At 65.1% G+C, this 26974-nt stretch carries 30 protein-coding genes; 16 read left to right on the top strand and 14 right to left on the bottom strand.

The window, feature by feature from the left end; all coding sequences use genetic code 11:
- Window positions 1-38: 38 nt before the first annotated feature.
- The 3 genes from IAG41_RS02680 to IAG41_RS02670 form a co-directional block, all read right to left on the bottom strand.
- On the bottom strand, window positions 39-548 hold the full coding sequence (locus IAG41_RS02680; RefSeq protein WP_187727022.1) for a DUF421 domain-containing protein: 510 nt from the start codon (window positions 546-548) through the stop codon (window positions 39-41).
- Between the two features lie 256 nt (window positions 549-804).
- Window positions 805-2208 carry an NAD(P)H-dependent flavin oxidoreductase gene (locus tag IAG41_RS02675; RefSeq protein ID WP_187727021.1) on the bottom strand — a complete coding sequence of 468 codons (1404 nt, stop codon included), beginning with the start codon at window positions 2206-2208 and terminating at the stop codon, window positions 805-807.
- Between the two features lie 64 nt (window positions 2209-2272).
- Window positions 2273-3406 (bottom strand): glycosyltransferase family 4 protein, encoded by a 1134-nt coding sequence (locus IAG41_RS02670; RefSeq protein WP_187727020.1) that lies wholly within the window; start codon window positions 3404-3406, stop codon window positions 2273-2275.
- Between the two features lie 97 nt (window positions 3407-3503).
- Between IAG41_RS02670 and IAG41_RS02665 the strand changes: the two genes are divergently transcribed.
- Window positions 3504-4031: a hypothetical protein gene (locus IAG41_RS02665; RefSeq protein ID WP_187727019.1), complete on the top strand. Its 528-nt coding sequence runs from the start codon at window positions 3504-3506 to the stop codon at window positions 4029-4031.
- 112 nt (window positions 4032-4143) lie between these two features.
- Here the strand turns inward: IAG41_RS02665 and IAG41_RS02660 are convergent, their stop codons facing one another.
- Both IAG41_RS02660 and IAG41_RS02655 read right to left on the bottom strand, forming a co-directional pair.
- Window positions 4144-4821 carry an enoyl-CoA hydratase/isomerase family protein gene (locus IAG41_RS02660; RefSeq protein ID WP_187727018.1) on the bottom strand — a complete coding sequence of 226 codons (678 nt, stop codon included), beginning with the start codon at window positions 4819-4821 and terminating at the stop codon, window positions 4144-4146.
- Window positions 4822-5314: 493 nt separating this feature from the next.
- Window positions 5315-6184 carry an alpha/beta fold hydrolase gene (locus IAG41_RS02655; RefSeq protein WP_187727017.1) on the bottom strand — a complete coding sequence of 290 codons (870 nt, stop codon included), beginning with the start codon at window positions 6182-6184 and terminating at the stop codon, window positions 5315-5317.
- 18 nt (window positions 6185-6202) lie between these two features.
- On the opposite strand from IAG41_RS02655, the gene IAG41_RS02650 reads away from it, so the two are divergent.
- Complete coding sequence (locus IAG41_RS02650) at window positions 6203-7555, top strand: protein adenylyltransferase SelO family protein (protein WP_187727016.1); 1353 nt, start codon at window positions 6203-6205, stop codon at window positions 7553-7555.
- A 62-nt stretch (window positions 7556-7617) separates the two neighbouring features.
- On the top strand, window positions 7618-9033 hold the full coding sequence (gene astD, locus IAG41_RS02645) for a succinylglutamate-semialdehyde dehydrogenase (protein ID WP_187727015.1): 1416 nt from the start codon (window positions 7618-7620) through the stop codon (window positions 9031-9033).
- On the opposite strand, the gene IAG41_RS02640 is transcribed toward astD, so the two are convergent.
- Both IAG41_RS02640 and IAG41_RS02635 read right to left on the bottom strand, forming a co-directional pair.
- Window positions 8975-10153: an acyltransferase family protein gene (locus tag IAG41_RS02640; protein ID WP_187727014.1), complete on the bottom strand. Its 1179-nt coding sequence runs from the start codon at window positions 10151-10153 to the stop codon at window positions 8975-8977. The two genes, astD and IAG41_RS02640, sit on opposite strands and share 59 nt — an antisense overlap.
- 1 nt (window position 10154) lies before the next feature.
- The gene (locus IAG41_RS02635; RefSeq protein ID WP_187727013.1) at window positions 10155-10904 is read right to left on the bottom strand and encodes a GDSL-type esterase/lipase family protein; all 750 of its coding nucleotides are present in this window, start codon (window positions 10902-10904) and stop codon (window positions 10155-10157) included.
- A gap of 450 nt (window positions 10905-11354) precedes the next feature.
- Between IAG41_RS02635 and cobA the strand changes: the two genes are divergently transcribed.
- From cobA to IAG41_RS02600, 7 genes are all read left to right on the top strand, one after another.
- Window positions 11355-12140 carry a uroporphyrinogen-III C-methyltransferase gene (cobA, locus tag IAG41_RS02630; protein ID WP_187727012.1) on the top strand — a complete coding sequence of 262 codons (786 nt, stop codon included), beginning with the start codon at window positions 11355-11357 and terminating at the stop codon, window positions 12138-12140.
- Window positions 12137-12433 carry a DUF2849 domain-containing protein gene (locus IAG41_RS02625; RefSeq protein ID WP_187727011.1) on the top strand — a complete coding sequence of 99 codons (297 nt, stop codon included), beginning with the start codon at window positions 12137-12139 and terminating at the stop codon, window positions 12431-12433. Before cobA ends, IAG41_RS02625 begins: the two co-directional genes overlap by 4 nt.
- Before the next feature lies 1 nt (window position 12434).
- On the top strand, window positions 12435-14066 hold the full coding sequence (locus IAG41_RS02620; RefSeq protein ID WP_187727010.1) for a nitrite/sulfite reductase: 1632 nt from the start codon (window positions 12435-12437) through the stop codon (window positions 14064-14066).
- Window positions 14059-14514 (top strand): DUF934 domain-containing protein, encoded by a 456-nt coding sequence (locus IAG41_RS02615; protein WP_187727009.1) that lies wholly within the window; start codon window positions 14059-14061, stop codon window positions 14512-14514. Before IAG41_RS02620 ends, IAG41_RS02615 begins: the two co-directional genes overlap by 8 nt.
- Window positions 14507-15283, top strand: a complete 777-nt coding sequence (locus tag IAG41_RS02610; protein WP_187727008.1) for a phosphoadenylyl-sulfate reductase — start codon at window positions 14507-14509, stop codon at window positions 15281-15283. The genes IAG41_RS02615 and IAG41_RS02610 overlap by 8 nt, the downstream gene beginning before the upstream one ends.
- A gap of 138 nt (window positions 15284-15421) precedes the next feature.
- Window positions 15422-15772, top strand: a complete 351-nt coding sequence (locus IAG41_RS02605; protein ID WP_187727007.1) for a hypothetical protein — start codon at window positions 15422-15424, stop codon at window positions 15770-15772.
- Between the two features lie 69 nt (window positions 15773-15841).
- Window positions 15842-17479: a DUF5597 domain-containing protein gene (locus tag IAG41_RS02600; protein ID WP_187727006.1), complete on the top strand. Its 1638-nt coding sequence runs from the start codon at window positions 15842-15844 to the stop codon at window positions 17477-17479.
- Here the strand turns inward: IAG41_RS02600 and IAG41_RS02595 are convergent.
- A complete protein-coding gene (locus IAG41_RS02595) occupies window positions 17473-18966 on the bottom strand; it encodes a replicative DNA helicase (RefSeq protein ID WP_187727005.1) in 1494 nt (497 codons plus the stop codon). The two genes, IAG41_RS02600 and IAG41_RS02595, sit on opposite strands and share 7 nt — an antisense overlap.
- Before the next feature lie 82 nt (window positions 18967-19048).
- On the opposite strand from IAG41_RS02595, the gene IAG41_RS02590 reads away from it, so the two are divergent.
- The 4 genes from IAG41_RS02590 (at window position 19049) to IAG41_RS02575 (ending at window position 21716) form a co-directional block, all read left to right on the top strand.
- The gene (locus IAG41_RS02590; protein WP_187727004.1) at window positions 19049-19531 is read left to right on the top strand and encodes a UPF0262 family protein; all 483 of its coding nucleotides are present in this window, start codon (window positions 19049-19051) and stop codon (window positions 19529-19531) included.
- A gap of 2 nt (window positions 19532-19533) precedes the next feature.
- Entirely contained in the window at window positions 19534-19983 is a 450-nt protein-coding gene (gene cdd, locus IAG41_RS02585) for a cytidine deaminase (protein ID WP_187727003.1), read from the top strand.
- Window positions 19984-20392: 409 nt separating this feature from the next.
- On the top strand, window positions 20393-20947 hold the full coding sequence (gene dcd / locus IAG41_RS02580; RefSeq protein ID WP_187727002.1) for a dCTP deaminase: 555 nt from the start codon (window positions 20393-20395) through the stop codon (window positions 20945-20947).
- Between the two features lie 16 nt (window positions 20948-20963).
- Window positions 20964-21716 carry a DoxX family membrane protein gene (locus tag IAG41_RS02575; protein WP_262408495.1) on the top strand — a complete coding sequence of 251 codons (753 nt, stop codon included), beginning with the start codon at window positions 20964-20966 and terminating at the stop codon, window positions 21714-21716.
- On the opposite strand, the gene IAG41_RS02570 is transcribed toward IAG41_RS02575, so the two are convergent.
- The 5 genes from IAG41_RS02570 to IAG41_RS02550 form a co-directional block, all read right to left on the bottom strand.
- Window positions 21703-22059, bottom strand: coding sequence for a tetratricopeptide repeat protein (locus IAG41_RS02570; protein WP_187727000.1), 357 nt, complete (start codon window positions 22057-22059; stop codon window positions 21703-21705). The genes IAG41_RS02575 and IAG41_RS02570 overlap by 14 nt on opposite strands.
- A gap of 165 nt (window positions 22060-22224) precedes the next feature.
- Window positions 22225-22650 carry an ExbD/TolR family protein gene (locus IAG41_RS02565; protein WP_187726999.1) on the bottom strand — a complete coding sequence of 142 codons (426 nt, stop codon included), beginning with the start codon at window positions 22648-22650 and terminating at the stop codon, window positions 22225-22227.
- Window positions 22651-22677: 27 nt separating this feature from the next.
- Window positions 22678-23157: an ExbD/TolR family protein gene (locus tag IAG41_RS02560; RefSeq protein WP_187726998.1), complete on the bottom strand. Its 480-nt coding sequence runs from the start codon at window positions 23155-23157 to the stop codon at window positions 22678-22680.
- Window positions 23158-23251: 94 nt separating this feature from the next.
- On the bottom strand, window positions 23252-24037 hold the full coding sequence (locus tag IAG41_RS02555) for a MotA/TolQ/ExbB proton channel family protein (protein WP_187726997.1): 786 nt from the start codon (window positions 24035-24037) through the stop codon (window positions 23252-23254).
- Window positions 24038-24113: 76 nt separating this feature from the next.
- Window positions 24114-24791 carry an energy transducer TonB gene (locus IAG41_RS02550; RefSeq protein WP_187726996.1) on the bottom strand — a complete coding sequence of 226 codons (678 nt, stop codon included), beginning with the start codon at window positions 24789-24791 and terminating at the stop codon, window positions 24114-24116.
- 473 nt (window positions 24792-25264) lie between these two features.
- Between IAG41_RS02550 and IAG41_RS02545 the strand changes: the two genes are divergently transcribed.
- Window positions 25265-25852: a hypothetical protein gene (locus IAG41_RS02545; protein WP_316251069.1), complete on the top strand. Its 588-nt coding sequence runs from the start codon at window positions 25265-25267 to the stop codon at window positions 25850-25852.
- A gap of 18 nt (window positions 25853-25870) precedes the next feature.
- Here the strand turns inward: IAG41_RS02545 and IAG41_RS02540 are convergent, their stop codons facing one another.
- Window positions 25871-26242, bottom strand: a complete 372-nt coding sequence (locus IAG41_RS02540) for a dihydroneopterin aldolase (RefSeq protein ID WP_187726994.1) — start codon at window positions 26240-26242, stop codon at window positions 25871-25873.
- A 177-nt stretch (window positions 26243-26419) separates the two neighbouring features.
- Here IAG41_RS02540 and IAG41_RS02535 point away from each other — a divergent pair, with 177 nt between their 5' ends.
- On the top strand, window positions 26420-26941 hold the full coding sequence (locus IAG41_RS02535) for a GNAT family N-acetyltransferase (RefSeq protein ID WP_187727841.1): 522 nt from the start codon (window positions 26420-26422) through the stop codon (window positions 26939-26941).
- The last annotated feature ends 33 nt before the right edge of the window (window positions 26942-26974 follow it).

The raw sequence follows: 26974 nt of genomic DNA, 5'->3' as shown, positions 1-26974 counted from the left end.
GAAACTGATGGTTAAACGAGTCCCGTTTCGGTGCAGTCTCAAAGCTTCCGTTTCTCGACGAAGCTCAGCTTGCCGTTGCGTTCGATGCGCACCATCGCAATCGGGTCGAGCGACTCATAGCCGCGCTCGCGCAGATCCTCTTCCAGGTCGTGCATCGTCAAATGCTCGTCGCGCATGGCCGCCTCGTCGACCACCCCGTCGCACACCAGCACGCGGTTGCGTCCCTTCACGAGCAGGCCGATCCCGCGCGAACGCATCGCGCCAAGCGAGAACAGCCAGTGCAGCGCGATCAGCGTCGCGATCGCGGCGAGCGACGGCAGGATCGGCGATCCGCCGAGGATCGCCCGTGCCGCGATCGAACCGATCACAATCGCGATCACTACGTCGAACGGCGTGCCGCGCCCCAGGAAGCGCTTCTTGCCCAGCCGGATCAGCGTGAGCGTCGCGACATAGAGGAGCGCCGCCCGCGCCGCGGCCTGCCACGGGTCGATCTGCGCCGTCCCGCCGCTCACGCCGAACGCTGCCGTCCAGATTTCGTGGAACCTCATGCCGCCGGGCATAAACCAGCCGTCCGAACCGTCAACGCCGGAAGGATCGACAACTAGAGGCTTGGTCGAGACCAGGCGGTGTGCCTGGCTCTTTTCGTCACCCCGGCCGAAGTGCCGGGGTCCACCGCGCGGCTGGGAGAGGCGCTGGAGCCTCTAACCGCTCGCTCGCCGACAAGTGGACCCCGGCACTTCGGCCGGGGTGACGGTGAAGAGAAGAGCCGAGATCAGCGAAGCACAAATGGGATCGATGCTAGTCTCAATCCCCCGTCAGGATCCGGTCGACCAGCTGCTTCACCGTCGGCACGAACCCGTTCGAATAGAAGGGATCGCGCTTGAAGTTGTAGGCGCCATGCCCGGCGAACATCAGGTTCTGCTCCACCGGACCGCCATGGGCGATGTCCTGCAGCGTCTTCTGGATGCAGAAGCTGCGCGGATCGGCCAGCCGGCCGGTCGAATTGGTCTCGCTGTCCGCCCAGCTCGAGAACTGGCACTGGCTGAGGCAGCCCATGCAATCGGCCTGGTCCTTGCGGATGATGCCCTGTTCCTCGGGTGTCACGAAGACGAGCGTGTTGTCGGGCGTCTTGAGCGCGGCGGTGAAGCCCCGGCCATGCCATTCGCGCGCGCGCAACAGGTCGTTGCGCGTCACCCAGAAATTCTTGCCCTTCACGCCCACGTCGAGCTGGAAGATATGGTCGCCGGCATGCTCGGTCGAATAGGCGATCTGCCGCTCCGAGCGCGCCTCGAGGTTGCGCAGGAACGGATTGCGCACCGCCGAAGAATAGAAGCCGGTCGGCGAGAAGCGGTGCAGCAGCACTTCGCCTTCCTCGATCGTGGTCAGCCGCGCCTTCCACTCCTCCGGGATCGGGCTTTCCTTGGTGAGCAGCGGGCGTGTCCCGAATTGGAACGCGATCTTGCCGAGCTCGGGATTGTCGATCCAGTCGCTCCAGTCGCGCAGGAACCAGACGCCGCCGGCCATCACGATCGGCACATCGTCCGAAATGCCGCCCTCGCGCATGACCTCGCGCAATTCCTTGACGCGCGGATAGGGATCCTGCGGCTTCAGCGGATCCTCGGCGTTCGACAGGCCGTTATGGCCGCCCGCCAGCCACGGATCCTCATAGACCACCGCCGCCAGCCATTCCGAAGCCTTGGAGTAAGCGCGCTTCCACAGTGCGCGGAACGCACGGCCCGAACTCACGATCGGCAGATAATTGACGTTGTACGACGCCGCGATCTCGCTGAGCTTGTAGGGCATGCCCGCGCCGCAGGTGACACCCGCCACCATGCCGCGGGTGCGCTCGAGCACGCCGTGCAGCACACGCTGCGCGCCGCCCATTTCCCAGAGCACGTTGATGTTGATCGCGCCCTTGCCGTTGGCGATCTCGAACGCCTTCTTGACCTGGGTCACGGCGCCTTCGATCGCGTACTGAATCAGTTCCTCATGGCGCTCGCGGCGGGTGAGCGCGCGATAGATCTGGGGGATGATCTTGCCTTCGGCGTCGTAGCTGTCGGCATTCACTGCCGAAACGGTGCCGATCCCGCCAGCCGCGGCCCAGGCGCCGGCGCTGGCATGATTGGTGGCGGCAACGCCCTTCCCACCCTCGACCAGCGGCCAGACCTCGCGGCCGTTATAGTTGATGGGAGAAAGACCCTTGAACACATTACCTCCAGAAAAATTCCGAGCGACGCTAGCGGGAAGCGTCGCCACAAGCGAGTAACATTTGTCAGCCGAGCGCGCCCGGCCGGCCCATCGCCTCGCTGTAGAGCCGTGCATAGGCCCCGACCATTTCGGCCTCGTCAAACAACGCGCGAGCGCGCTCCCGGTTCGCCTGCCCGATATGCCGCGCCCCGTCCGGGTGCTTGGCAAGCGTGTCGAGCCGGTCGCGGATCGCCACTTCGGTCCGCTCCGGCGCAAGATAATCCAGATTAAGTTCCGACACCATCGCCGGGATATCCCCCACCCGCGGCGTGACGATCGGCAGCCCCGCCGCCATCGCCTCGATCACCGAGATCGGCGCCTGCTCGCTCTTGGACGAGAGCGCGAAAATATCGAACAGGCCCAGATAGCGGTGCGGCTCGGGCAGGAATCCGGGCAGGATCACCTGGTCCTCGATCGCCATCGCCTCGGCCGCGTCGAGGATCGCCTGGCGCTCGGGCCCTTCGCCGATGATCACCAGCTTGAACCGCGCGCTCATTCCCGCCGCTGCGCGTACCAGCATCGGCAGATCCTTGACCGGCCTGAGGCCCGCCAGCGCGCAGATGAATGCCTCGCCGGGCCGCCGGTTCTGCAGCTCGGGAATCAGCGATGCATCGGGCTTCTGCGCATAGAGCGCGGTCGGCACGCCATTGGCGATCCGCCGCAGCCGTTCGGGCGGCTGTTTCCAATATTTGAGCGCCACCCGCTCGAGCGCCGTCGACGGCACCACGAGCGCATTAGCGGCGGGCAAGGCGATCCGGCGATACATGTTGCGCACCGGGCTCAGCCGCTCGGACTCGTCAGCATTGAACCCGTCCTCATGATGCACGACCGGCGGCAGCCCCTTGCCGAACACCCGCGCCGCCATCACCCCGTCGATCGCGCCCCAATTATAGGTCAGCACCAGGTCGAACCGACGCATGAACCGCGCGATCGCCTCGTAGCGCTTGACCGAAGGCTTGCCGGAGAGCGGCGGCGGATCGAGCGCGATCTCGTACTTGATCCCCTTGGCGATCGAATCGCGCGCGCCAAGCTGGTCGGGCATCGCCGACACGATCGTGTGCCGCGCCTTGTCGCCGAACGCGTTCATCAGCTGAACCGCGCGCGCTTCCTTGCCGCCCAGCCCGAAGGTCGAATGGAGATGGAGGATATGGATCGACATGGAGGCGCGACTTAGCCGTCTCTTGCGCCTGCGTCACCCGGTGATGGAAGCGCGACCATTCTACGCTAGGACGGCCCAGATCGAGCGGGGGAAAGACATGCAAAGAGATTTTCGTGTGATCGCGTGCGCTGCGATGGCCTGTTGCGCGACGCTGCCTGCCACCGCTCAAACCAGTGCGTCAGCCACGGGCGAATGCCCGATCGCCGCGACAAAGAATATCGGCGAATTGCAGGCTTTACTTAGCCGCCGCGCCGTCGAGATTATCGAGCGGGCAAGCGCTTCCGGCTGGAAGAGCGATGCGCACCTACGCGCGCTGCTCGTGCCGGGGGCTGAATTCGACCTGGGCTCGGGCGACGTGGGCCGACCCATGGGCACCGGGGCCGCCGGAGCGCATGCGCTTGCCGCTGATATGAAAGCGGACTCGTTCCGCTATCTCAGCTGGAGCGGTATTCCGATGAACGTAGAGCCCTGCGGCGAACAGAAAGTGCGGGTCGAGTTCATAAAGACCGGCGCCGGTGAACTCGCAGCCGTCGAATTCACCTACCAAGCCGGTCTGCTCGTGTCCGCCAAAGGCTGGTCCCAGTGGTTCGTCGCCGGATCGCTAAGCGCTGATTCACAACGCTGATCAGGCGGCCATTTTCGCCAGCAGCTGCTCGATTCCCGCTGCCATGGCGCACTCAGAGCGCTGCCTGCCAGGCTGAAGGACGCCGGTGGCTACCGTTCGCGGCCGGTCTAGATCAGCGGTTGGCGAGATGCGGCGCGCGCCGTTCGGCAGACAAACGTACGGGCCCTGTCATCGCGAGCCTCAGTCCAAGACATCTACGTGCGGTTTCGTTCGCGTAATGTGCCGCGGTCGCCGGGCTAGCGGCGATCTCGCGGGCGATTGCTCCGGCGTGTTCGAGCAATTCCATCGGCGGCACGATCTCGTCGACGAGACCGATCCCATGGGCGTCATAGGCACTGAGCGTTTCGTGCCTGATCGGCCATTCTTCCATCTCGGACAGGTCAAATCGCGCTGTGTCGGTGGCGATGCGGCAGGTGCAGGCCATGGCAATCTCGCACCCGTAGCTGGGGGACACGCCGTCGATCGCCAGGACGACAGGCTTTCCGATACTCTTGATAAGGCCAACGAGCGTCCGCATCGGCCCCTTCGTTCCACGCGCCGGCAGCGCGCGCGGATCGCTCGGCTGCTGAAGATCCGGCTGGACCGACGACCCGTCGCCTATGCCGGTCAGGACGACCGCCCGCACCTCTTCGTCATCTCGCAGGGCAGTAAACGCCAAGCGTATCTCCACGCGCAGCGACGCGTCGGCTGCATCCTGCAAATCGTGCGAATCGATTGTGACATAGGCGACGTCGCCGTGCCTCTCGTAGACCAGATGGTCGCACCGGAACATATTCGAGCCGGCGAGCATGACACTTCTCCCAGTCAAAAAGACAAGGACGGCCCTGCAACTGATCCAGCCTCGCCGTCAGACCACCGCAAGCATTGCGGGCTCCACACCGGACTGATTGTTCTTTGCGGATCTTGCTCCGTTCCTGTCTCACGCTTCAATCGAGACGTGATGAAATCAGAAAGCGCGGTCCTGATCGATTGCACGAAAGTATTCCCGATACCTTCGTATATCTGTCACGTGGAGAGATTCGCGGCTTAGTGCGCCGTTGCCGACGTGCCCGACCGCAGCCGCCTCGCCACGCGCTTGCAATGAAGGATTTGATCCGCAATCCTCCGCGGGCTCTTTCTCATCGCGAATATTATCCAGCTACGATGCGGCCCCGCGCGCGTGAACCCGCGACTCTTGTGACTTTAGGGTATCCGGCTACCGCCCGAGCGGCAAAATTCGGGAAAGAATGTTTTTCCGCATAGCAGGTGTCAACCGTGTCAACCTGACGATGCCCTTGACCTGCTCAGGCAGCCACCTTCGCCAGCAGCCGCTCGATCCCCGCCATCGCCTCGGGCTCTTCCAGCGTCGGCGCATGGCCCACGCCCGGCACCGTCACCAGTTCGGCACCCGGCACCCGGGCGATCATCTTCTCTGCCGTCGCGGCGCCCAGAATGTCGGAATGCTCGCCGCGCACCACCAGCAGCGGCCGCCCGGCCAGCGCGTCGATCGTCGGCCACATGTCCGGCCCGGCCTCGTTGCCCGGCACGCGGAACGGTTCGGCGATCTTCATGTCATAGTCGAGCACGATCCGCCCCGAGCTGTTCACCCGGTAGAGCCTTTTGGCCATCCGCAGCCAGTCCTCGACGCCGTAATCGGGATAGACCTCGCTATTGCCTTCGGCCAGGCCGCGCGCCGCATGCATCCAGGTCGGGTACCACACCGACTTGCCGACATAGGTGCGGATCCGCGCCAGCCCCGCCGGATCGAGCTCGGGACCCACGTCGTTCAGCACCACGCCCGCCAGCTTGCCGCCGTCGGTCGCCGCCAGCAGCATCGTCACGATCCCGCCCAGCGAGGTTCCCACCGCGACGAACCTGGTGATGTTCAGTTCGGTAAGCAGTGCCTCGACGTCCTGGAGATAGACCAGGGGGACATAGGTCATCGGGTCCTTGGTATAGGCGCTCTCGCCACGCCCGCGGAATTCGACCGCGATCACCCGCCACCGGCCCGCAAGCCGCTCCGCCAGCGCCTCGTAATCACGCGCGTTGCGGGTCAGACCGGGAAAGCAGAGCAAAGGCGGCCTGTCCGCCGGCCCCGCATAATCGCGATAGTGCAGCCTCAGGCCGTCCTTGGACCACCAATAGCCGTCCGAATAGTTGCGCCGCTCACCCATCGACCCCCATATCGCCGTATGGCCTTCTTACCGCAACAGGCGATCCTCGAACTGGGCGATGCCTTCTATGATCCGGTCCACGCCGCCCGCTTCCCGAAGCAGATCCTGCGCTTCCGCAACGATCGTGCCGCCGCGAGCCTGGGCCTAGACGGCCTGAGCGACACAGAGTGGCTCGCTTATTTCGCCGGGTTCGAGCCGCTCGCTGGCAGCCTCGAACAGCCATTGGCGCTGCGCTATCACGGCCATCAGTTCCGCGTGTACAATCCCGAGATCGGTGACGGCCGAGGCTTCCTGTTCGCCCAGATGACCGACTCTGCCGGCCGTCTGATGGACTTGGGCACCAAGGGCTCGGGCCAGACGCCCTATAGCCGCTTCGGCGACGGCCGGCTGACGCTCAAGGGCGGCGTCCGCGAGATCCTCGCCACCGAGATGCTCGAGGCGCTGGGCGTCAATACCTCGCGCTCCTTCTCGCTGGTCGAGACCGGCGAGGAGCTCCACCGCGGTGACGAGCCCTCGCCCACCCGCTCTGCGGTGCTCGTCCGCCTCAGTCACGGCCATATCCGCATCGGCACCTTCCAGCGCCTCGCCCATCTCGGCGAGACCGAGGCGATGGCGAAGCTCGCGGCCTATGTGCTGCGCCATTACTATGACGAGGAACCTGGGGAAGACGCCCCCGCCCGCCTGCTGTCACATGTCGTGGCCCGGACCGCGCGGTTGGCGGCGCAGTACATGGCCGCCGGCTTCGTCCACGGCGTGCTCAACAGCGACAATATCAACGTCACCGGCGAGAGCTTCGATTACGGCCCCTGGCGCTTCACGCCGACCTGGGCGCCCCGCTTCACCGCCGCCTATTTCGATCATGCCGGCCTCTACGCCTATGCCCGCCAGCCCGAGGCGATCTATTGGGACGCCGCCCAGCTCGCGACCTCCCTGTCACTGATTGCGGAGGAAAATGCGCTGGTCACGGCGCTCGACGGCTTCCCCGAGGCCTATCATCGCGAATCGGCCACCGCGATCCTCTGGCGGCTGGGGGTCGTCCCCCGCGATCCCGAGCAGGACCGCGCGCTCGCCCAGTCGGTCGAGCAGGTCCTCGCCGCGACCGACACGCCGACCGACCGATTCTATTTCGACTCCTTCGGTGGAAAGCTGCCCGAGCGCTATGGCGAGCCCTTCGCGGCGCTGCGTGAGCAATTGACCGCTTATGCTCCGCGCAAGCCCCGCCAGCACCCCTATTGGTCCGACTCGGAGCCCTGTTCGATGCTGATCGACGAAGTCGAGGCGATCTGGGCGCAAATCGCCGAAAAGGACGACTGGTCCGCACTCGATGCCAAGGTCGCTGCCATCCGCCGGATGGGCGAGGCTCTGGTCTAGCTTTTCAATTTCGTGCAAGAGCGCTCAAACCATCTTCCCTAGGGTCGCCAAGCCAGAACCGAATGCCCGGACAGGAAATCATCTCTACCGAACCCGCGACCGGCGCAGTCCTGTGGCGCCAGATGTCGGGGGATGCCGACACCGAAGTCGGTATCGCACGGCGCAGTTGGGCCGAATGGGCGGCGCGCCCGCTTGCCTACAGGATCGAGGCGCTGCGCCGCTTCGCGAATGTCGTGCGCCAGAAGTCCGACGCCTTCACCGATCTCATCGCGCGTGAGACCGGCAAGCCGATCTGGGAAGCGCGGACCGAAGTCGAGACGGTAATCGCCAAGGTCGATATCTCGGTCACTGCCTATTCCGAGCGCACCGGCCAGCGCCGCGTCGACGCGCAAATGAACACCCGTCTCGCGCTCCGGCACAAGCCGCACGGCGTCCTCGCGGTGCTCGGCCCCTATAATTTCCCGGCGCACCTGCCCAACGGGCACATCGTCCCGGCGCTGCTCGCCGGCAATGCCGTGGTTTTCAAGCCGTCGGAAAAGACCCCCGCGTCGGGCGCCTTCCTCGTCGATTGCCTTCACGCCGCCGGCATTCCCGAAGGCTGTGTACGCCTGCTGATCGGCGGGCCCGATCAGGGCAAGGCGCTCGCCGGCCATCCCGATATCGACGGGCTGCTGTTCACTGGATCGGCCACGACCGGCATTGCGCTCAATCGTCAATTCGCCGCCCAGCCGGACAAGATCCTCGCGCTCGAGATGGGCGGCAACAATCCCATAGTCGTGTGGAACACGCCTGATCTGTATTCGGCTGCCGTCCTCGTCGTGCAGTCGGCCTTCACTTCGGCCGGCCAGCGCTGCACCGCCGCGCGGCGCCTGATCGTCGATCAGCAATTGTTCGATCCGTTGATGGCCGAGATCGACAAGCTTGTCAGTCGCCTGATCATCGGTGAGCCCCATGCCGATCCGGCCCCCTTCATGGGCCCCGTGATCGACAACAACGCTGCCGACATGCTCACCGAGAGCTTCGTCTCTCTGCTCACGCTCGGCGGGCGCCCGCTGCGCCACATGGAGCGGCCGATCGAGAGCCGTCCCTTCCTCACGCCTGGCATGATCGACATGACCAACGCCACCGAAAAGCCCGATGTCGAGCTGTTCGGTCCGGTCCTCCAGGTCTATCGCTGCGACACGTTCGAGGCCGCGATCGCCGAGGCCAATGATACGCGCTTCGGCCTCTCCGCCAGCCTGATCAGCCAGGATCCGCGGCTCTACGACCAGTTCTGGGCCAATATCCGCGCCGGGATCGTGAATTGGAACCGTCCTACCAACGGCGCCTCTTCTGCGGCCCCGTTCGGTGGTGTTGGCTGGTCGGGCAATCATCGCCCCAGCGCCTATTATGCCGCGGATTACTGCGCCTATCCGGTGGTCAGCTCCGAATCCGATCAGGCGCGCGCCGCGATGGGCGTGGGGCTGCGCGACGCCTAGATGCAGCGGGTGAAGCCCGGCGCGGATCCGGCAGTCGCCCGTTGAGAAACAGCGAAAGCAGGGGCGACCGCTCGACCACGCCGAAGTGCAGCGCGTAGCAGAGGATCGCGGTGACGGTCACCGCGCCGGCATATTGAAGATAGGGGCTCCAATCCAACGGCGCGGCCGCGACGTTGATCGCGATCAGGATCGGATAGTGCAGCATGTAGATCGTGAACGACGCGGCGCACAGACGGTCCACTACGGGGCGCACATTCCGGATGCTCATCGCCGAGCGCAGGATCAGCACGATCGCCGCGGGCGGACAGACCGCCTCGATCACCCACCGCAAAGTGCCGCCCCAATGGCTCGCGATCCGCGGATCGGCGCCTGGCTCCAACACCTGATACCAGAGCAGCCCGCCGATCGCCGCCACCACCAGCGTTATGATCGGCGCGGTCGCACCGCTCAGCATCGCAACGCGGAACGCGCGCGAAAGCCCCAGCGCAAAACCGAAGAAATAGAGCGGCGTATAGCCCAGGATCAGTCGAAGCTGCAGCAGCATCGGCCAGTAGCGCTGGGGCGCTAGCTCGAACGTCGCCGTCAGCGCCACGCCGATCAATATCAGCGAGACCGCACCGATCGCCACGAGCACGCGGACCTGCCCCTCGGCACGCAGTCTCTGCACCAACCGCACGAAGCGGCGGCGATCGAACCGGGTGAACAGCCAATATACGATCGGCTGATAGGCCAGCAGCGCAAAAAGGAACCACAAATGGTGCCAGTCCAGCAGTGCGATCCCCGCGACATACGCTGGATCGGCCCCGCTGCGCATGATGAGCGAGATGATCGGACACAGCACCAGCACACCGAACAGCGCCGGTACGCCGATCCGCACGCTCTGCTTGCCGAACCAGTCGATCGGTCGGCGGCGCGTCATCACCAGCGCGGCGAGCATGCCCGATATCGCGAAGAACGCGCCCATCCGGAACGCTCCCGAGACCAGCTCGATGCCGTCGAACAGCGCCAGATCGTCGGCTAGCACTGATCCATGGACCAGCAGCCCGCCGAGCATCAGCATCGCCCGCCACGCGTTCAGGCCCTCGATCCGCCCCCTGACGATGAATCCCCCCTGCGCCATCTCAGGTCTTTTCGCGCTTGACCGCGCCGCAGCGGCGCAGGGTTTCAATGGGCACCGCGTGCGGCAGTTCGGCGCGTATCGCGGTCGCCCATAGCGCATAGCCGGCCGCGTTCATGTGGATCCCGTCCTTGACATAGAAGGGCCCGGGCCGGCCGTTGATGAGCAGCTTCGGCACGATGTCGATATAGTCCACATCGTCCTGGTCGTCGGCGATCCGGTGCGCTGCGGCGTTGAATTCTTGTTGCGCCGTCCGGAAGTTCCAGCGGGTTGGGCTCGGCTTGAGCGATATCACAAGCAGCGGCACATTCCCCAACCGGCGGCGCTTGGCCTCGATGAATTTGCCCAGCTTGTCGATCGCCTCCCCTGCGGGAATGCCAAAGGCGATATCGTTCTCGCCGGCATAATAGATGATCGCGCGCGGTGCGGGGCCCGGCTCGTCGTTGCCGAAGCGCATCGTGATCTCGTCCATCGTCGCGCCGCCGATGCCGCGATTGCGCGCGTCCCACGGCGCCATGTCGCGATCGAGCGTTTTCCAATTGTGCATCGAGGAACTGCCGACGAACCAGATCATGCAGGCTTGGCGGCTGCCGCTGGTCTCGGGAAGCGGCGAATGGGCGATCCTGTCCGCCTCACGCACGCTGCTGGCGTAGAGAAACGCCAGCCAACCGCCGAATACCGCGACGAATACCGCGATTCCGACAAGCAGTTTGCTCCCGGAGGACCCATCAAAGGTCTTGTTTTTCGGTGCCACGGCGCTCCCTTCTTCAGGAGATGCTATCCACCGACAGCGGCTAAGACTGGCTTAACACAGGTCGGTTCGCGGCGAGCGTATCAGAGATGCGCCGAAATATTGTCCGATACCGAGGAAAGCGTCCAGAACGCTGCAGTCGCGCTGATATCGGCACGTCGTGCGTCAGAAGCAGCATCCCCCGGCTCGATGCGTTGCGCACACACACGTCCATCGCCGGTCCGCCGGCTCGCATCCGGGCGCGGATCCGCACCGAATGGCGGACCTCGCGTGGTTTGAGCATGTTACGTGCCTTTGCTTCGAAGCCGTAGCAACGCGGAACGCGCCAAATGATTACGCATCGGCATTAGGCGCCGCGCCGGTTCCTGATTTTCGGCCTGCCGATAGCTCGGCTACATCCCGCCCAAGCAACCGTCCGTTGCCCGGCGCGCCGCCACGGCCCATTTGCGCCGCATGGCTTCTCTACTCGATCCTTCGTCACGCGGACGCGTAATCCTGGTCGGCGCGGGACCGGGCGATCCCGGTCTGCTCACCGTTCGCGCCGTCGAGGCGTTGCGCCAGGCCGATGTCGTCGTCCATGACGGGCTGGTAGATCCGCGCGTGCTCGATCTTGCTCCCCAGGCCCATCGCATCTCGGTCGCCAAGAGCCGCGCGCGCCACACGCTGCCTCAGGACGCGATCAACGCGCTGATCATCGCGCATGTGAAGACCGGCGCGATCGTCGTGCGGCTGAAGGGCGGCGATCCCTTCATCTTCGGCCGCGGCGGCGAAGAGGTCGAGGCCGTGCGCGAAGCCGGCCTGCCCGTCGAAGTCATTCCCGGCATCTCCGCCGCGCTCGGCGCCGCTGCCGAAGCGATGCTGCCGCTCACCCATCGTGACTGGTCGAGCGCGGTCAGCTTCGTCGCCGGCCAGTGCAAGGGCCTGACCGAGCAGGATTGGTCGGGCCTCGCCGGCAAGGGCCGGACGCTTGTCATCTATATGGGCGTCGCGACCTGCCCGGAGATCAGTGAGAAGCTGATGAACGACGGCGTTGCCCCCGACACGCCCGTCGCCGTGCTCGAACGCGGCACGCTGGAGGGTTCGCGGGCACTCCGCACCCTGCTTGCCGATCTCGGTCCGATGGTGAAGCGCGAGAAGGTCCGGAGCCCGGCGATCATCGTGGTCGGCGAAGTCGTAATGCTCGCCGATGCGCAGGACAAGCTCGCCGCCTGGGCAAGCGCCGCGGAGGCGCTGGCGTGAAGCTTCTGACCGGCAACGATCTCGCCACCGGCGACGTCACCTGGTGGACCGGCTCGGGCTGGTCGCGCCATGTCGAGGATGCCGTGGACGTCGGCGAATTGGGTGAGGCGATCGCACACGCCGAGGAAGGCACGCGCCGGGTCAACGCGCCCTATGTCATCGATGCGACCGAAACCCCCCAAGGCCCCCGCCCTGCGCATATCAAGGACCGCGTCCGCGCGCTCGGCCCCACCGTGCGGCCCGACCTGACCCTCAAGCCCGCCGACCCCAATGCCGGCTCCTGGGTGATCTGACATGTACAAATACGACAGCTACGACCAGTCGATCGTCGACGCCCGCGTCGAGGAATTCCGCGACCAGGTGAACCGCCGCCTGGCCGGCCAGATCACCGAGGACCAGTTCAAGCCGCTGCGGCTGATGAACGGCCTCTATCTCCAGCTCCACGCGTACATGCTGCGCGTCGCGATCCCTTATGGCACGCTAGACAGCCGCCAGATGCGGATGCTCGGCCATATCGCGCGCAAATATGATCGCGGCTATGGCCATTTCACCACGCGCCAGAACCTCCAGTACAACTGGATCAAGCTCGCCGACGCGCCCGACATCCTCGCCGATCTCGCCACGGTCGAGATGCACGCGATTCAGACCAGCGGGAACTGCATTCGCAACATCAGCTCGGACCAGTTCGCCGGCGCCGCCGCCGACGAAGTTGCCGATCCGCGCCCCTGGGCCGAACTGCTCCGTCAGTGGAGCACCTTCCACCCAGAATTCAGCTACCTGCCGCGCAAGTTCAAGATCGCCGTGATCGCCTCGGACGAGGATCGCGCCGCGATGCGCCTCCACGATATCGGCATCCAGCTGGTCGAGAAGGACGGCGTGCTCGGCGGCCGCGTCTTCGTCGGCGGCGGCATGGGCCGCACCCCGATGATCGCCCCTGAAATACGTGATTTCGTCACCGCGGACGACCTGCTCAGCTATGTCGAGGCCTGCCTGCGCGTCTACAATCGCTACGGACGGCGCGACAATATCTACAAGGCGCGGATCAAGATCCTGGTCCACGAGATCGGCGCCGACGAATATCGCCGCCAGGTCGAGGAGGAATTCCTCGAGGTGAAGAAGCTCGGGCTGGATCCGCCCCAGGCGGAATTCGACCGGATCTCGGCTTTCTTCGCCCCGCCCGCCTTCGATGCGGACGCGAGCGACGAAATCGACCGCAGCGATCCCGATTTCGCCGTCTGGATCGATCAGAACGTTTCGGCGCACAAGGCGCCCGGCTATGCGGTCGTCACGATCAGCCTCAAGCCGCAGGGCGGCATCCCCGGCGATGCCTCGGCCGACCAGATCGACCTGATGGCCGATCTCGCCGAGCGCTACAGCTTCGACGAGCTGCGTGTCACCCACGCGCAGAACATCGTCCTGCCGCACGTCCGCAAGGCCGATCTCCACGCTTTGTGGAGCGCGCTGCGCGACGCCGGCCTGGCCGAGCCCAATCTCGATCTGATCAGCGACATCATCGCCTGCCCGGGCCTGGACTATTGCAGCCTCGCCAATGCCCGCTCGATTCCCGTCGCGCAGAAGATCGCGACGCGCTTCGCCGATCTCGGCCGCCAGCGCGAGCTGGGCGAATTGAAGCTCAAGATCAGCGGCTGCATCAACGCCTGCGGCCACCATCACGCCGGTCACATCGGCATCCTCGGCGTAGACCGTAAGGGCACGGAGAATTATCAGCTTCTGCTCGGCGGATCGGGCGCGGAGGACGTCAGCCTCGCCAAGATCACCGGTCCGGGCTTCGACGAGGACGGCATCGTCGACGCCGTCGAGACCGCGACCAACGTCTATCTGCGCGAGCGGACCGAGGGCGAGCGCTTCCTCGACACCTATCGCCGCATCGGCATGGAGCCGTTCAAGGAGGCGCTCTATGGCTGATTCGGTGTCTCTGCCGGCGAGCGCTGATGGGCTCCTCCGCTATCGCGACGATGCGATTCACGAAGAACCTGCCGTCACGCTCGACAGCTTTCTAGGCCAGTCCAACGCCACCGCCGTGCGCATCGAGGCGGGAGACGATGCGCGCGTCCTCCTTCCCTATCTCGACCGCCTTGCGCTGGTGGAAGTCAGCTTCCCCAAGTTCCGCGACGGCCGCGGCTATTCCAGCGGCCGCATCCTGCGCGAGGCCGGCTATACCGGCGAGCTCCGCGCCCAGGGCGACGTGCTGGTCGATCAGGTCCCGCTGATGCGCCGCTGCGGCTTCGACAGCTTCGCGCCTGAGGCTCCGGTGGATGAAGCGGTGCTCGAAGCTGCGCTCGCCCGTTACGATCATGTCTATCAGGCCGCCGCGGATGCCGCCGTGCCGGTGTGGAAACTACGGCATGGCTGAGCTCGCCCGCAAGATCGACCGGATCGATCTCGCCCCACGCTTTACCGCGCACGAGGCGATCCGGCTCAACAATATGTTCCGCGGCGTGGGTACCGACGAGTTGCTGCGTACCGTGCTGGGCGAGCATATGCTCGGCGACATCGCCCTGGTCTCCTCCTTCGGCGCCGAGAGCGCCGCCCTGCTCCACCTCGTCGCCACGGTCGATCCGACGGTCCCGGTGCTGTTCCTCGATACCGGCAAGCATTTCCCGGAAACGCTCGCCTATCGCGACACACTGATCGAGCGTCTTGGCCTCACCGACCTGCGCACCCTGACGCCCGATCCCGAAACCCTCGCCAAGCGCGACGAAACGGGCCTGCGTTGGTCCTACGATCCCGACGGATGTTGCGACATCCGCAAGGTCGCCCCCCTCGCCAAGGGACTGGAGGGCTTCGACGCCAGCATCACCGGCCGCAAGGCGTTCCAGGCGAGCACCCGCAATGCGCTGCCCCGCTTCGAGATCGACACTTCCGATGCCGTGGGCCGGATGAAGTTCAATCCGCTGGCCGATTGGACCAAGGACGACATCGCCGTCTATTTCGACGCGCACGACCTGCCCCGCCATCCGCTGGAGGCGCAGGGCTATCTCTCGATCGGCTGCGCGCCCTGCACGAGCGTGGTCAAGCCGGGCGAAGACCCCCGCTCGGGCCGCTGGCGGGGCTGGGACAAGACCGAATGCGGCATCCACACCCCCGTGGACGATGGCGACCCCAATCTGCCTGTCTTCTGAACTGCCCCGCTAAAGCGCATTGACGCGCCTCGCTTTCGTCCTAGCCTGTTAGATACGCGCCCAGAGGCGGCAGGAGCACGGATCAACCGCGCCCGCCGCCGGCTCATATGGGGTGGGCGAGACGCGGTGGAGATGAGGATGGACCGGAACCAGAAAGAGCAGGCGATCAAGCTTCATGATTGCCTCGATTATATCGGCCTGCGCGCCCAGGCGACTTCGGTCGGACTGCTGCAGCTCTGCGCCGAGCTCGTCGCGGTCGGCATATTGGACGATGCCGCGGTCGAGCGGATCAAGAACGCGATCCAGCACGACATCACCGTGTCGCGCCCGCGCAAGCACGGCCAGGCCGATTTCGAGACCTTGCTGCGCAAACGCCTGGATGCCGTGTTTCCCAGCGCCTGCGATCCCCGCATCGGCATGCGCGTCGGCACGGCCCAAGCCATGCAGGACGCGCTGACACCGGGCGGATCGGAACTGGCAGGCGGATAGATTTTTTCGGCGATTCAAAGCCCGCCCGCCCCGCCAAGCGAGGGCGGGCTCCCTGATGGAGAATGTTGAATGCGATCGGCTGTGCTCGGGCTTGCTCTATCGACCTTGCTGTGGACGATCCCGGCTCTCGCACAGCCTCATCTGGAGAAACAGGGCACTGCGACCCAGCTCGTCGTAGACGGCAAGCCCATGCTCCTGCTCGGAGGCGAGCTCGGCAATTCGAGCGCCTCCAGCGCCGCCTATATGGCGGATCACTGGCCCAGGCTGAAGGCGATGAACCTCAACACGGTCCTCGCGCCGGTGGCGTGGGAAATGATCGAGCCGGTGGAGGGGAAGTTCGACTGGTCTTCTATCGACCAGCTGATCCGTGACGCCCGCGCGCACGACATGAAACTGGTGCTGCTGTGGTTCGGCGCCTGGAAGAACAGCATGTCGACCTATGTCCCGGCATGGGTGAAGCGCGATCAGGCCCGTTTTCCCCGCGCGCGGCTGCCCAATGGCCAGGCGGTCGAAATCCTCTCGGCATTCGCGCCCGAGACGCTGAAGGCCGATCAGCGCGCCTTTGCCGCCTTGCTCGCCCATCTCAAGGCGTTCGACGGCACGCAGAACACCGTCCTGATGGTCCAGGTGGAAAACGAGATCGGCATGATCCCCGCCGCGCGCGACTATGGCCCGCAGGCCGAGGCCGCGTTCCGCCAGCCGGTGCCGCCGGAACTCACCGCCTATCTGGTCCGCAACCGCGACCGTCTCGAACCCGAGCTCAAGACGCTTTGGGAAGAGCATGGCGCAAAGACCGAGGGCGGCTGGACCGATCTATTCGGTCAGGGCGACACCGCCGCAGAAATCTTCACCGCCTGGCATTATGCGCGCTTCGCCGATGCGCTCGCGGCATCGGGCAAGGCGGCTTATGCGCTGCCGATGTACGTCAATGTGGCGCTCAATCGCCCCGGCCGCGCGCCGGGCGAATATCCTTCCGGCGGCCCGCTTCCCCATCTGCTCGATATCTGGAAGACGGGTGGTCCGGCGCTCGATCTCCTCGCGCCCGATATCTATTTCCCCAACTTCACCGACCTCGCAAACCGCTACAAGCGCGCCGACAATCCGCTGTTCGTTCCCGAGGCCCACAACGCCGACAGGCCGGAATCGCCCGCAAACGCCTTCTATGCATTCGGCCAGCTCGATGCGATCGGCTACAGCCCCTTCTCGGTCGAATCGATCGACGACAAGCCCGGCAATCCGCTCGCCCAGGCCTATGGCGTCCTGCGCCAGCTCCAGCCACAGATCCTTGCGGCACAGGGCACCGGACGCATGGCCGGATTCAAGCCGCGTATCCTCTATGACGAGACTATCGTCTACGAACCCATCACCCGGCGGATCGGCGACTATCGTTTCACTGTCGCCTTTGCTGACATCCGCGCGCCCCAGGCCTCGCCGGGAATCGGCGGCTATGGCGGCATCATCATCCAGACCGGACCCGAGGAATATCTGATCGCCGGCCAGGGCATCACCGTGACGATGGCCCCGGTAGGCGATGGCCCGCCGCTCGCAGGCATCGAGAGCGCCTGGGAGGGCCATTACGACGCAAAAGGGCAATGGGTGCCGGGACGGCTACTCAACGGCGACCAGACGCACCAGGGACGTCATATCCGCCTCGGGCCCGGCGATTTCACCGTCCAGCGCGTCCGGCTCTACCGATACGGTCAATAGCCCGCTGGCGCCAGGTCGCTGAACTTGGTGAACTGTCGGTCGAAACGCAGGTCGACATGGCCCGTCGCGCCGTGGCGCTGCTTGGCGATGATCACCGTCGCCCGGTTGGCAACCCGCAGCTGCTCTTCCTGCCAGGTCTGGTATTTCTGGATCTCGTCGGCCGAGCTGCTGCCGTCCGGTGCCTTGGGCGCCTTGAAATCGTGATAATATTCGTCGCGATAGACGAACAGCACGATGTCCGCGTCCTGCTCGATCGATCCCGATTCGCGCAGGTCCGAAAGCTGCGGCCTTTTGTCCTCGCGGCTCTCCACCGCGCGGCTGAGCTGTGACAGCGCCAGCACCGGCACGTTGAGCTCCTTGGCCAACGTCTTCAGGCCGCGGCTGATCTCGGAGATTTCCTGCACGCGGCCGTCGCCCTGGCTGCGGCTGGAGCCGGTCAGCAGTTGGAGATAGTCGACCACGACCATGCCGATCTTGTGCTGGCGCTTCAGCCGTCGCGCACGGGTGCGGAGCGCGGCGATCGTCAGGCCGGGTGTATCGTCGATGTACAGCGGCAATCGCTCGAGATCGCTCGCCGCCCGCGCGAACTTCATGAATTCGCTCGACGAGATGTTGCCGGTGCGCAGTTTCTCCGAAACGATCTCCGACTGTTCCGACAGGATACGCATCGCGAGCTGGTCCGACGACATTTCGAGGCTGAAGAACGCGACCGGCGCGCCGATCGACTTCTCCTCGGGAATCCCGGCTTCCTGGTCGTCGAGCCAGCGCTTGGCGGCGTTGAACGCCATGTTGGTGGCGAGCGATGTCTTGCCCATGCCGGGGCGCCCGGCGAGGATCAGCAGGTCCGATCGGTTGAGACCGCCGGTCATCGCGTTGAAATCGGCAAGGCCCGAGGTGACGCCCGAGACACTGCCGCCCGAATTCATCGCGCGCTCGGTCTGCTTCACCGCCAGCGTCGCGGCGCGGATGAAGCTGCGCGCGCCAGTTTCCTCGCCGCCCTTCTCGGCGACTTCGTAGAGCTTGAGTTCGGCCTGCTCGATCTGTTTCGAGGGATTGATGTCCTTGCTGGTGTCGAGCGCCTCGGTCACCAGATCGCGGCCCACTCTCACCAGCGCGCGCAGAATCGCCAGGTCGTAGACCTGGTCGGCGAACGCCTTGGCACCGATCAGGCTGGCCGGATTGCCGGTGAGCTGCGCCAGATAGGCCGGCCCGCCCAGCTCCTTCATCGCCGGATCGGCGGCGAACAACGGCCGCAGCGTCACCGGCGTCGCCAGCCGGTTGTCGCCCACCATCATCGCGATCGCGTCATAGATCCGGCCGTGCAGCGGCTCGAAGAAATGCTCGGCGCGCAGCCGCTGGAGCGCGTCCTCGGCGACGCGGTTGTCGATCATCATCGCGCCGAGCAAAGCGGCTTCCGCCTCGATGTTCGCGGGCAGGGTTGTGCCTTCGGGGGTCTCGGGTGCGGGAAAGGGGATCGGTTGCGCCATCCGATCCTCTTCCCCCAATGCTGCCGCCACGGCAACCGCGCAGCTTGTGGAAAACGATGATTACCCCCAAAGCAAGGCGAACATGGGCGACCCGCGGATCATCGACATATCGCTGGACGAGCGCACGATCCTGTGGCGCTCGGCCGATATCGAGCAGGAACGCCGCATCGCGATCTTCGATCTGCTCGAGGAAAATCACTTCGCCCCCCAGCGCGAGCACGGCGATGGCTATACCGGCCCCTACAAGTTGCACCTCAGCGTCGAAGAAGGCCGGCTGGCGCTGGAGATCCGCCGCGGCGACGGATCGCCCCTCGAAACCCTGGTGCTTGGCCTCGCCCGTTTCCGCCGGCCGATCCGCGATTATTTCGCGATCTGCGACAGCTATTATCAGGCGATCCGCAACGCCACGCCCGCCCAGATCGAGACCGTCGACATGGCCCGGCGCGGCATCCACAACGAAGCCGCCGAGCTGCTGCGCGAGCGGCTGGAGGGCAAGATCACCGTCGATTTCGATACCGCCCGCCGCCTCTTCACGCTGATCTGCGTGCTCCATATCAAGGGCTGACTATGGTTGAACCGGATCCCAGGGCATTGATCGACGCCGCCCGCGCCGCCGCGCGCAATGCCTATGCCCCCTATTCGAACTTCGCGGTGGGCGCCGCGGTGCTGCTCTCGGACGGCAGCATCGTCACCGGCGCCAATTTCGAAAATGCCAGCTACGGCCTATCGCTTTGCGCGGAGACGGTGGCGCTGGCCACGACCAGCGCCCAGGGGCGCTTGCGCGACGTGGTGGCGATCGGCGTGATCGGCGGGCTGATGCAGGACGGCATCGCGCGCGGCACCGCGCCGGTCGGCCCGTGCGGCCGCTGCCGCCAGGTGATCAACGAAGCCGCCCAGCTCGGCGGCCGCGACATCCCCGTCTATTGCGGCGGCGCCGAGGGCGACGAGATCGCCACTTATCGCCTGTCCGAGCTGCTGCCCCACGCCTTTGGCCCCAAGGATCTAGGGTTGGCATAGCGGGAGCCCGCCGACAGGTTGACACGGTTGACACCTGCTATGTCGAAAAAACTTCCTCTCCGAAATTCCGCGCCTTTGGACGTTTTGACAATCTCGAGCAGGACACCGGAAGCGGTATCCTGCTACCCGTAGTTGATGAGTTTGCTCCTAACGCACTCGTGCCGGCGCGCGAGACAGCGATCATCTTCTGAATGAGAAAGAGCAATGCCCTGGATTTCATGCGAAATCCTACATTGCAAACATGCCGTCATCCCGCCGAAAGCCGGGATCGAGAGCCAAGCACCGCGTCGCCCGAGACCCTGGGCCCTCGGCGTTCGCCGGGGTGACGAGAAATAGAATCACGGTCGCGCTAGCCTCTTGCAGCCGGCCCGCTTAGCCGCGACAAACGCGGCGCAATCACGGAGTGACGATGTCCATCCTTTCCGACCGCTGGATTCGCGAACAGGCGCAGAAGCACGGCATGATCGAGCCTTTCGTGGAGGCGCAGCGGCGCGAGGGCTGCATCAGCTACGGCCTCTCCTCCTACGGCTATGACGCGCGCGTCGCCGACGAGTTCAAGATCTTCACCAATGTCGATTCGGCGATCGTCGATCCCAAGAATTTCGACTCCAACAGCTTCGTCGATCGCAAGACCGATTGCTGCGTGATCCCGCCCAACAGCTTTGCGCTGGCGCGCACGGTCGAATATTTCCGGGTGCCGCGCGACGTGCTCGTCATCTGCCTCGGCAAGTCGACCTATGCCCGGTGCGGGATCATCGTCAACGTGACCCCGCTCGAGCCCGAATGGGAAGGCCATGTCACGCTCGAATTCTCGAACACGACGCCGCTGCCCGCCAAGATCTACGCCAATGAAGGCGCCTGCCAGTTCCTGTTCCTAAAGGGCGAGCAGCCTTGCGAGACCAGCTATGCCGATCGCGCGGGCAAATATATGGGCCAGCGGGGCGTCACCCTGCCGCGGCTTTGACGAGGAGAACAAGGTGATGCGGGCCGGCCGGACGATCGACACCAATGCCCTGCCCTATGCTGCGGGCGCGATCGGCCTGGCGGTGATCACCTTCCTCTATCGCGACTTCGCGCTGCAATGGCAGCCGGTGCCGGCGGGCATCCCGCGGCGCGAGACGCTGGTGCTGGTCAGCGCCGCGCTGCTCGGGTTGGGCGGATTGCTTGCCTTGCTGCCCCGCGCCGGGTTCCTGCGGCTGCTCCTCCCCCTTCAATACCTGGTCTGGGCGCTCGCGCTGCACGTGCCGGTGGTTGTCGCCAAGCCCGCGGTCGGGGCCCTGCTGGGATTTGCCGAGACTTTCGCGCTGGCGACCGGCGGAATGGCGCTCTTCCTGGGCAGACGGCCCGGAAACATGCGCACCGTGCTGCGCATTCTGTTCGGCCTGTGCCCGATCGTCTTCGGGATCAGCCATCTCGCCTATGCCGATTTCACGGCTTCGATGGTGCCCGCCTGGCTGCCGCACCGGCTTTACTGGGCTTATTTCACCGGCGGCGCGCATATCGCGGCGGGGCTGGCGATCGTATCGGGCGTCGCCGCGCCGCTGGCGGCGACCTTGCTCGCGGTGATGTGTGGAGGGTTCGTGGTACTGCTGCATGCGCCGCGGGTTGTCGCGGCGCCTTCCAGCCGGCTGGAATGGACGATGCTGCTGATCGCTTTGTCGATCACCGGCGCCGCCTGGCTCGCGCGCGGCCTGACCCAGGCCGGCCGCGCGCGTCCGTTCAGCGGGCGCTGAACTGCACGGTTTCGATGCGCTTGAGCCCGTTCTGGGCGACCGCATGCGAACCGACGGTGCGTTCCGCGCGAAGATCCATCAATACGTCATCCTGCGCCAGAACCCGCGTATACAAAGCGCGCGCTTCAGCGTCGCGGCCGGTCTGCACATAGACGGCGGCGAGATTGAGCAGCAGCTCGGGCCGGTTGGGGTGGATGCGAAGCTCGGCGAGCAGCTTTTGCTCCGCCTTGTCATACGCGCCGCTGAAGATCTGGGCGCTGGCTACGGCGCTGTCCTGCGCCTGCGCGGGAATCGCAATGAGGGTGAGCGGCGCGATGGCCGCAGCGACAAGCCCCATACGCATCGGGCATCTCCTAATGTTACATCAAGTTTACGACTTGGTGTCACTTGAATGACTCTTATGTGACACTTTCGTTGCAAGCGTGCAATCAGGAAAAATGCTTAAAAAAAAGAGGCGGCCCCGAAGGACCGCCTCTCTAATTTCCCGGCACGGGACGCGCCCGGCCGATCAGAAGTCGTTGCGATACTGCTCGTTGCCGACAAAGCCGAGCTTGGTCACGTTCGCACGCTTGACGATCGCGAGCACGCGATCGACCACGTCGTAGCGCGCCTGCGGATCGGGCTGGAAGTGCAGCTCGGGCTCCGGATCGCGCTGGAGCGACGCGTCGAGATACTGGCGCAGCGTCACGTCGTCGATCTGCACGCTGTTCCAGTACACGCGGCCTTCGGCATCGATGTAGAGCTTGTTCTTTTCAGGCTCGATCGGCGTGGCGTTCTGCGGCGAATTCTGCGGCAGATCGACCTTCACTGCGTGAGTCTGAATGGGGATGGTGATGATGAACATGATGAGGAGCACGAGCATGACGTCGATCAACGGCGTCGTGTTCAGTTCCATCATCGGCTGACCATCGTCCCGGCCACCGCTCATTGCCATTTTCGTAACTCCTTTAAACGGTGATCGTCACATGCGGACGGTGGTGGCGCCGGGCTCAGGCTCTGAGATGAAGCCGACCTTCACGAAACCAGCCATCTGCATCGTATAGATCGTGCCACCGATACACCGATACGGAGTGCCCACGTCGCCGCGAATATGCACTTCGGGAAGCTCGAGGCCGGCAGCGTTGGGACCACCCTGACGCGCGATCTCGTCCTCCAGCTTCTTCACCGCTCGCTGAAGCAACTCCTCATGGGTCACCGGGGTCATGCCCCAATAGACCTTGCACTGGCCGCCCGCGCCCGTCACCGAAAGCGCGACGTTCTCGGGCTTGGTGACCGTCGGCTCGAACTGCACCTTCGGCAAGTCCATCTTGATCGTCTGGATCACCACTGGAACCGCAATCAGGAAGATGATCAGAAGCACCAGCATCACGTCCACCATGGGCGTGGTGTTGATGTCCGACATCGGTGCGTCGTCGCCGCTATCGCCTACGCTCATCGCCATTGGGCGCTATCCTATCCTTCAAATGCCGCTGCCGGCCGGGGGCCTGGCAGCGGGAGCCGCGCACGGCGCGCGGCTCCCTGTAGGTCGTGGTATTTTACGGGCGGGTCGGCACGCCACCGGTCTGGCCGGCAGTCGTGGTGGGAGCCGCCGGCTTGGCCGGGCTCTTCTTTGCCGTGGTCGGGCGAACGCGGCCGTCCGAAGCCAGATAGCCCAGCACGTCGTTCGAGAAGGCGTTCAGCGATTCCGCAATCGCCTTGTTGCGGCGCTGCAGGAAGTTGTAGCCGAGCACCGCGGGAACCGCGACGACCAGACCGAGCGCGGTCATGATGAGTGCCTCACCGACCGGGCCGGCGACGGCGTCGATCGAAGCCTGACCTGCCGAGCCGATCTTGATCAGCGCGCGGTAGATGCCGATGACGGTACCGAACAGACCGATGAACGGCGCGGTCGCGCCGGTCGAGGCGAGGAACGCCAGGCCGCCGTTGAGTGCCGAATTGATCGTCGCTTCCGAGCGGGCGAGCGAGCCGTGCAGCCAGTCATGGGCCTCGACCGGATCGGTGAGTTCCTTGTACTGCTCCTGCGCTTCGAGACCATCGTCGACGATCTGGCGATAGGCCGAGTTCTTCTCGAGCTTGGCAGCGCCTTCGCGCAGGCTGTTGGCGCTCCAGAAGCTGGCGCGGACGCGCTTTGCCTGGTTGATGATCTTCTGCTGTTCGAAGATCTTGGTGAAGAAGATGTAGAGCGAAACGAAGAGCATCAGCACCAGCAGACCGAAAACGGTCTGCGAGATCAGGCCGCCCTCACGGAGCGCGGGGATGAGGCCGTAGGGGTTGCCGCCCTTGGCTGCCGCGGACCCGGCGGCGAGAATGGTCGTGAGCATTGTCGGTTCTTTCCTCTAATAAGTATCGCGTTTTTCCACACTCCGGCGCGCCGCCATCGGCACGCCGGCCACTCAATCAGTTCTTGGGCAGCTCCCAGCGGAAGCGGCTCGACCACGCGGCCGGGATCTTGTTGCCACCTGCATCCTCGGCCGGGGAGAACCGGGCGCGGCGCTTGAGCAACGAGCAAGCCGTGTTGTCCAGCAGTGCGGAACCGCTCGACGAAGTGATCGTGCAGTCCGTCACCTTGCCGGAGGCGTCGACGCTGAGACGGAAACCCGTCGAACCCTGCTGCTCGGCGCGCAGCGCGGCAGAAGGATAATCGTCGTTCGTCACCCAGCCTTGCGGCGGACTCTTGGGCTTGAGCGCCTTTGCGATCCGCGGCGGTGCCGGCGGTTGCGGAGGCGCAGGAGGAGCGGGCGGCGCCGGCGGCGTGAGCGGCGGCGGCGGCGGAATGATCGCCGTCGTCTGGATCGGCGGCGACGGCGACACCGTCTGCACGATGGCCGGCGGCGTCACGACCTGGGTCGGCGGCGGCGGCACGGGCGTGTCAGGCGGCGGCGGCGGTGGCGGCACCTCCTCCGGCGGGGGCGGCGGCTCTTCGACCTCGAAGGTCTTCAGCTCTTCCGCTTTCTTCTTGATATATTGGTATGCCAGACCTGTGACGAAGGCATATCCCATGCCAGCCACGATCAGTGCGACCAGTACGATCGCAACGACGCGGCTGCCACTTACATTCCGGTCAGCGTAAGCCATTCGGCAACGTCACTCCTCTAATCCTGCTTGCGAAACTGAGCGCGGGTTAACCCGCTGCACAGATCCGCCCGCCGTGCGCTCTGTGCGTCCGTTCGGCAGAGCGCGAGTCTCTATCGTGGCGTCCCGGGGGACGCAAACCCTTTGTCGGACAAACTGGCCCTACAGGCGCCGCATGGCAGAATTATTTCTGTATAAGAACGGCACAATCGGGTAACGCGAATGGCATGATCCGTATCCCTGTATTAGCGTTTTGTTGCGTTGCAGCACAAGTCGTCGCTATCCAAGCCGCGGCACAACCCACACAAAACACGGCACAAGCCGACCCTGTCTTACCAAGCTATGCCACCCTCGCCGGCGACGTCGTGGGTGCGCCTTTGATCATTGATGCGCGCATTGCCGAGGTCAGTCCGATCAAATCGGCGGATGCACCAAATGTTAAGCCGGGCCGAGGACGCGTATATATAGAAGCCGATGTGCTGGCGCTGATTCGCGGCACGAACGCGCTTCCCGCGCGCATCTCTTACGTCGCCGAGATTCCGCTGAACGCGCGCGGCAAGCTGCCCAAGCTCAAGAAGCAGCGGGTCGTGCTGTTCGCCGGCCCCGTTGCGGCGCGCGCCGATCAGATCCAACTCACCGGCCTTGACGGCCAACTCGCCTGGTCCGCCGATCTTGATGCGCAGGTGCGCGGCATCACCAAGGATGTGCTCGCCGCCGATGCGCCACCCGCGATCACCGGCATCGGCAACACATTCCACGTTCCGGGGTCGCTGCCCGGCGAGGGCGAAACGCAGGTCTTCCTGCAGACCTCGACCGGCACGCCGGTGTCGCTCCAGATTCTCCGCCGCCCCGGCGAGCAGACGCGCTGGTCGGTATCGCTTGGCGACATTGTCGATAATGGCGCCGGCCCGCCCAAGCCCGCGACCTTGCTCTGGTATCGCCTGGCATGCGGCCTGCCCCGCGAGATTCCGGCGGAAAGCCTGTCGGCGGAGGAGCCCGCCAACGCTGCGGCCGCGCGCGCGGACTATGCGCTCGTGCTCCGCGAGCTGGGGCCCTGCACGTAATATATAATGCGGCGGCCTTCAGCGCCGGTTGCGGACCAATGTGATCCCGATCGATTCGCCATTCTCGGCGATCGCCAGCTTGACGATTCGCACCTCGACGCGGCGCACCCGCGAATCGGAGACGAGGATCGTCTCGCAGATATGCTCGGCCACGCCTTCAATCAGGGTGAAATGCACGCCCTGCGGCAGCGCGCCCGTCGCCGCGTGCTTCAGGTCGATATAGCTTTTGGAGGCGCTGAGCGGCGTATCGGGCGCGAATCGCTCGGGCAGATCGATATCGGCAGTGATCGAGATGCGCAGCGGCTGCGGCAGGTGAGTCTCTTCGGAATAGATGCCGGTCAGGACATCGACCTGGAGGTCGTGCACCTGCAACTGGAGTAGGTCGGGCAATCAAGCGCCTTTCATGCGAACTGGCCGGCGCAATAGCAGATGCCGCGATGGTGGAAAGGCCCGTGCCCCAAAGAGAGGCGGCCGCGAAACGATTCGCCCTTGCACCTGCGCGCATCGGCGCTAAAGCGCGCGGCCCGAATGCCCCCCGTTCGGGCTTCATGCGTAAGGATGTACGAGGTGATCGCACTGGTGCCGCTCGGTTCCGTTGACTCCCAGGCAGTCGAGGCCCTTCTCGACAGTGCCTTCGGAACCGATCGCCGCACGCGCACTGCCTATCGCATCCGCACCGGAATCTCTCCGATTCCCGAACTGAGCTTTGCCGCGATCCAGGATGATGGCGCACTGGCGGGCTCGATCCAGTGCTGGCCGGTCGAGCTGGCATGCGATGGCGGGCGCGCTGTGCCCATGATCATGGTCGGCCCCGTCGCGGTCGATCCGCGCTGGCAGCAGGGGGGAATCGGTCGCGCGCTGATGGATCGGATGCTCGAGGCGGTGCCCGGCTCGGGCGTGGCCGGGGCCGACGCGCTGATGCTGGTCGGCGATCCCGAATATTATGGCCGCTTCTTCGGCTTCACCGCCGAGCATACCACTGGCTGGCGCCTGCCGGGACCGTTCGAGGCGCGCCGCCTGCTCGCGCGCGGGTCTGCGGTGCCCGATTGCGCCGGGGCGCTCGGACCCCGGGTGCGCCAGGCGGCCTGATCGCGCGGGGCCGCGACGTCAGCCTTCGACAAG

This window comes from Sphingomonas sp. JC676 (assembly GCF_014489075.1).
GTDB lineage: Bacteria > Pseudomonadota > Alphaproteobacteria > Sphingomonadales > Sphingomonadaceae > Sphingomonas.
The sequence above is the reverse complement of the archived record's forward strand: the minus strand, read 5'-3'. Positions and strand labels throughout refer to the sequence as shown.

Bases quoted from the DNA above. Each gene is read 5' to 3' on its own strand.
- IAG41_RS02680 (WP_187727022.1), bottom strand. From the start codon at position 548: ATGAGGTTCCACGAAATCTGGACGGCAGCGTTCGGCGTGAGCGGCGGG.
- IAG41_RS02670 (WP_187727020.1), bottom strand. From the start codon at position 3,406: ATGTCGATCCATATCCTCCATCTCCATTCGACCTTCGGGCTGGGCGGC.
- IAG41_RS02665 (WP_187727019.1), top strand. From the start codon at position 3,504: ATGCAAAGAGATTTTCGTGTGATCGCGTGCGCTGCGATGGCCTGTTGC.
- IAG41_RS02660 (WP_187727018.1), bottom strand. From the start codon at position 4,821: ATGCTCGCCGGCTCGAATATGTTCCGGTGCGACCATCTGGTCTACGAG.
- IAG41_RS02655 (WP_187727017.1), bottom strand. From the start codon at position 6,184: ATGGGTGAGCGGCGCAACTATTCGGACGGCTATTGGTGGTCCAAGGAC.
- IAG41_RS02650 (WP_187727016.1), top strand. From the start codon at position 6,203: ATGGCCTTCTTACCGCAACAGGCGATCCTCGAACTGGGCGATGCCTTC.
- astD (WP_187727015.1), top strand. From the start codon at position 7,618: ATGCCCGGACAGGAAATCATCTCTACCGAACCCGCGACCGGCGCAGTC.
- IAG41_RS02640 (WP_187727014.1), bottom strand. From the start codon at position 10,153: ATGGCGCAGGGGGGATTCATCGTCAGGGGGCGGATCGAGGGCCTGAAC.
- cobA (WP_187727012.1), top strand. From the start codon at position 11,355: ATGGCTTCTCTACTCGATCCTTCGTCACGCGGACGCGTAATCCTGGTC.
- IAG41_RS02620 (WP_187727010.1), top strand. From the start codon at position 12,435: ATGTACAAATACGACAGCTACGACCAGTCGATCGTCGACGCCCGCGTC.
- IAG41_RS02615 (WP_187727009.1), top strand. From the start codon at position 14,059: ATGGCTGATTCGGTGTCTCTGCCGGCGAGCGCTGATGGGCTCCTCCGC.
- IAG41_RS02610 (WP_187727008.1), top strand. From the start codon at position 14,507: ATGGCTGAGCTCGCCCGCAAGATCGACCGGATCGATCTCGCCCCACGC.
- IAG41_RS02605 (WP_187727007.1), top strand. From the start codon at position 15,422: ATGGACCGGAACCAGAAAGAGCAGGCGATCAAGCTTCATGATTGCCTC.
- IAG41_RS02600 (WP_187727006.1), top strand. From the start codon at position 15,842: ATGCGATCGGCTGTGCTCGGGCTTGCTCTATCGACCTTGCTGTGGACG.
- IAG41_RS02595 (WP_187727005.1), bottom strand. From the start codon at position 18,966: ATGGCGCAACCGATCCCCTTTCCCGCACCCGAGACCCCCGAAGGCACA.
- IAG41_RS02590 (WP_187727004.1), top strand. From the start codon at position 19,049: ATGGGCGACCCGCGGATCATCGACATATCGCTGGACGAGCGCACGATC.
- cdd (WP_187727003.1), top strand. From the start codon at position 19,534: ATGGTTGAACCGGATCCCAGGGCATTGATCGACGCCGCCCGCGCCGCC.
- dcd (WP_187727002.1), top strand. From the start codon at position 20,393: ATGTCCATCCTTTCCGACCGCTGGATTCGCGAACAGGCGCAGAAGCAC.
- IAG41_RS02575 (WP_262408495.1), top strand. From the start codon at position 20,964: ATGCGGGCCGGCCGGACGATCGACACCAATGCCCTGCCCTATGCTGCG.
- IAG41_RS02570 (WP_187727000.1), bottom strand. From the start codon at position 22,059: ATGCGTATGGGGCTTGTCGCTGCGGCCATCGCGCCGCTCACCCTCATT.
- IAG41_RS02565 (WP_187726999.1), bottom strand. From the start codon at position 22,650: ATGGCAATGAGCGGTGGCCGGGACGATGGTCAGCCGATGATGGAACTG.
- IAG41_RS02560 (WP_187726998.1), bottom strand. From the start codon at position 23,157: ATGGCGATGAGCGTAGGCGATAGCGGCGACGACGCACCGATGTCGGAC.
- IAG41_RS02555 (WP_187726997.1), bottom strand. From the start codon at position 24,037: ATGCTCACGACCATTCTCGCCGCCGGGTCCGCGGCAGCCAAGGGCGGC.
- IAG41_RS02550 (WP_187726996.1), bottom strand. From the start codon at position 24,791: ATGGCTTACGCTGACCGGAATGTAAGTGGCAGCCGCGTCGTTGCGATC.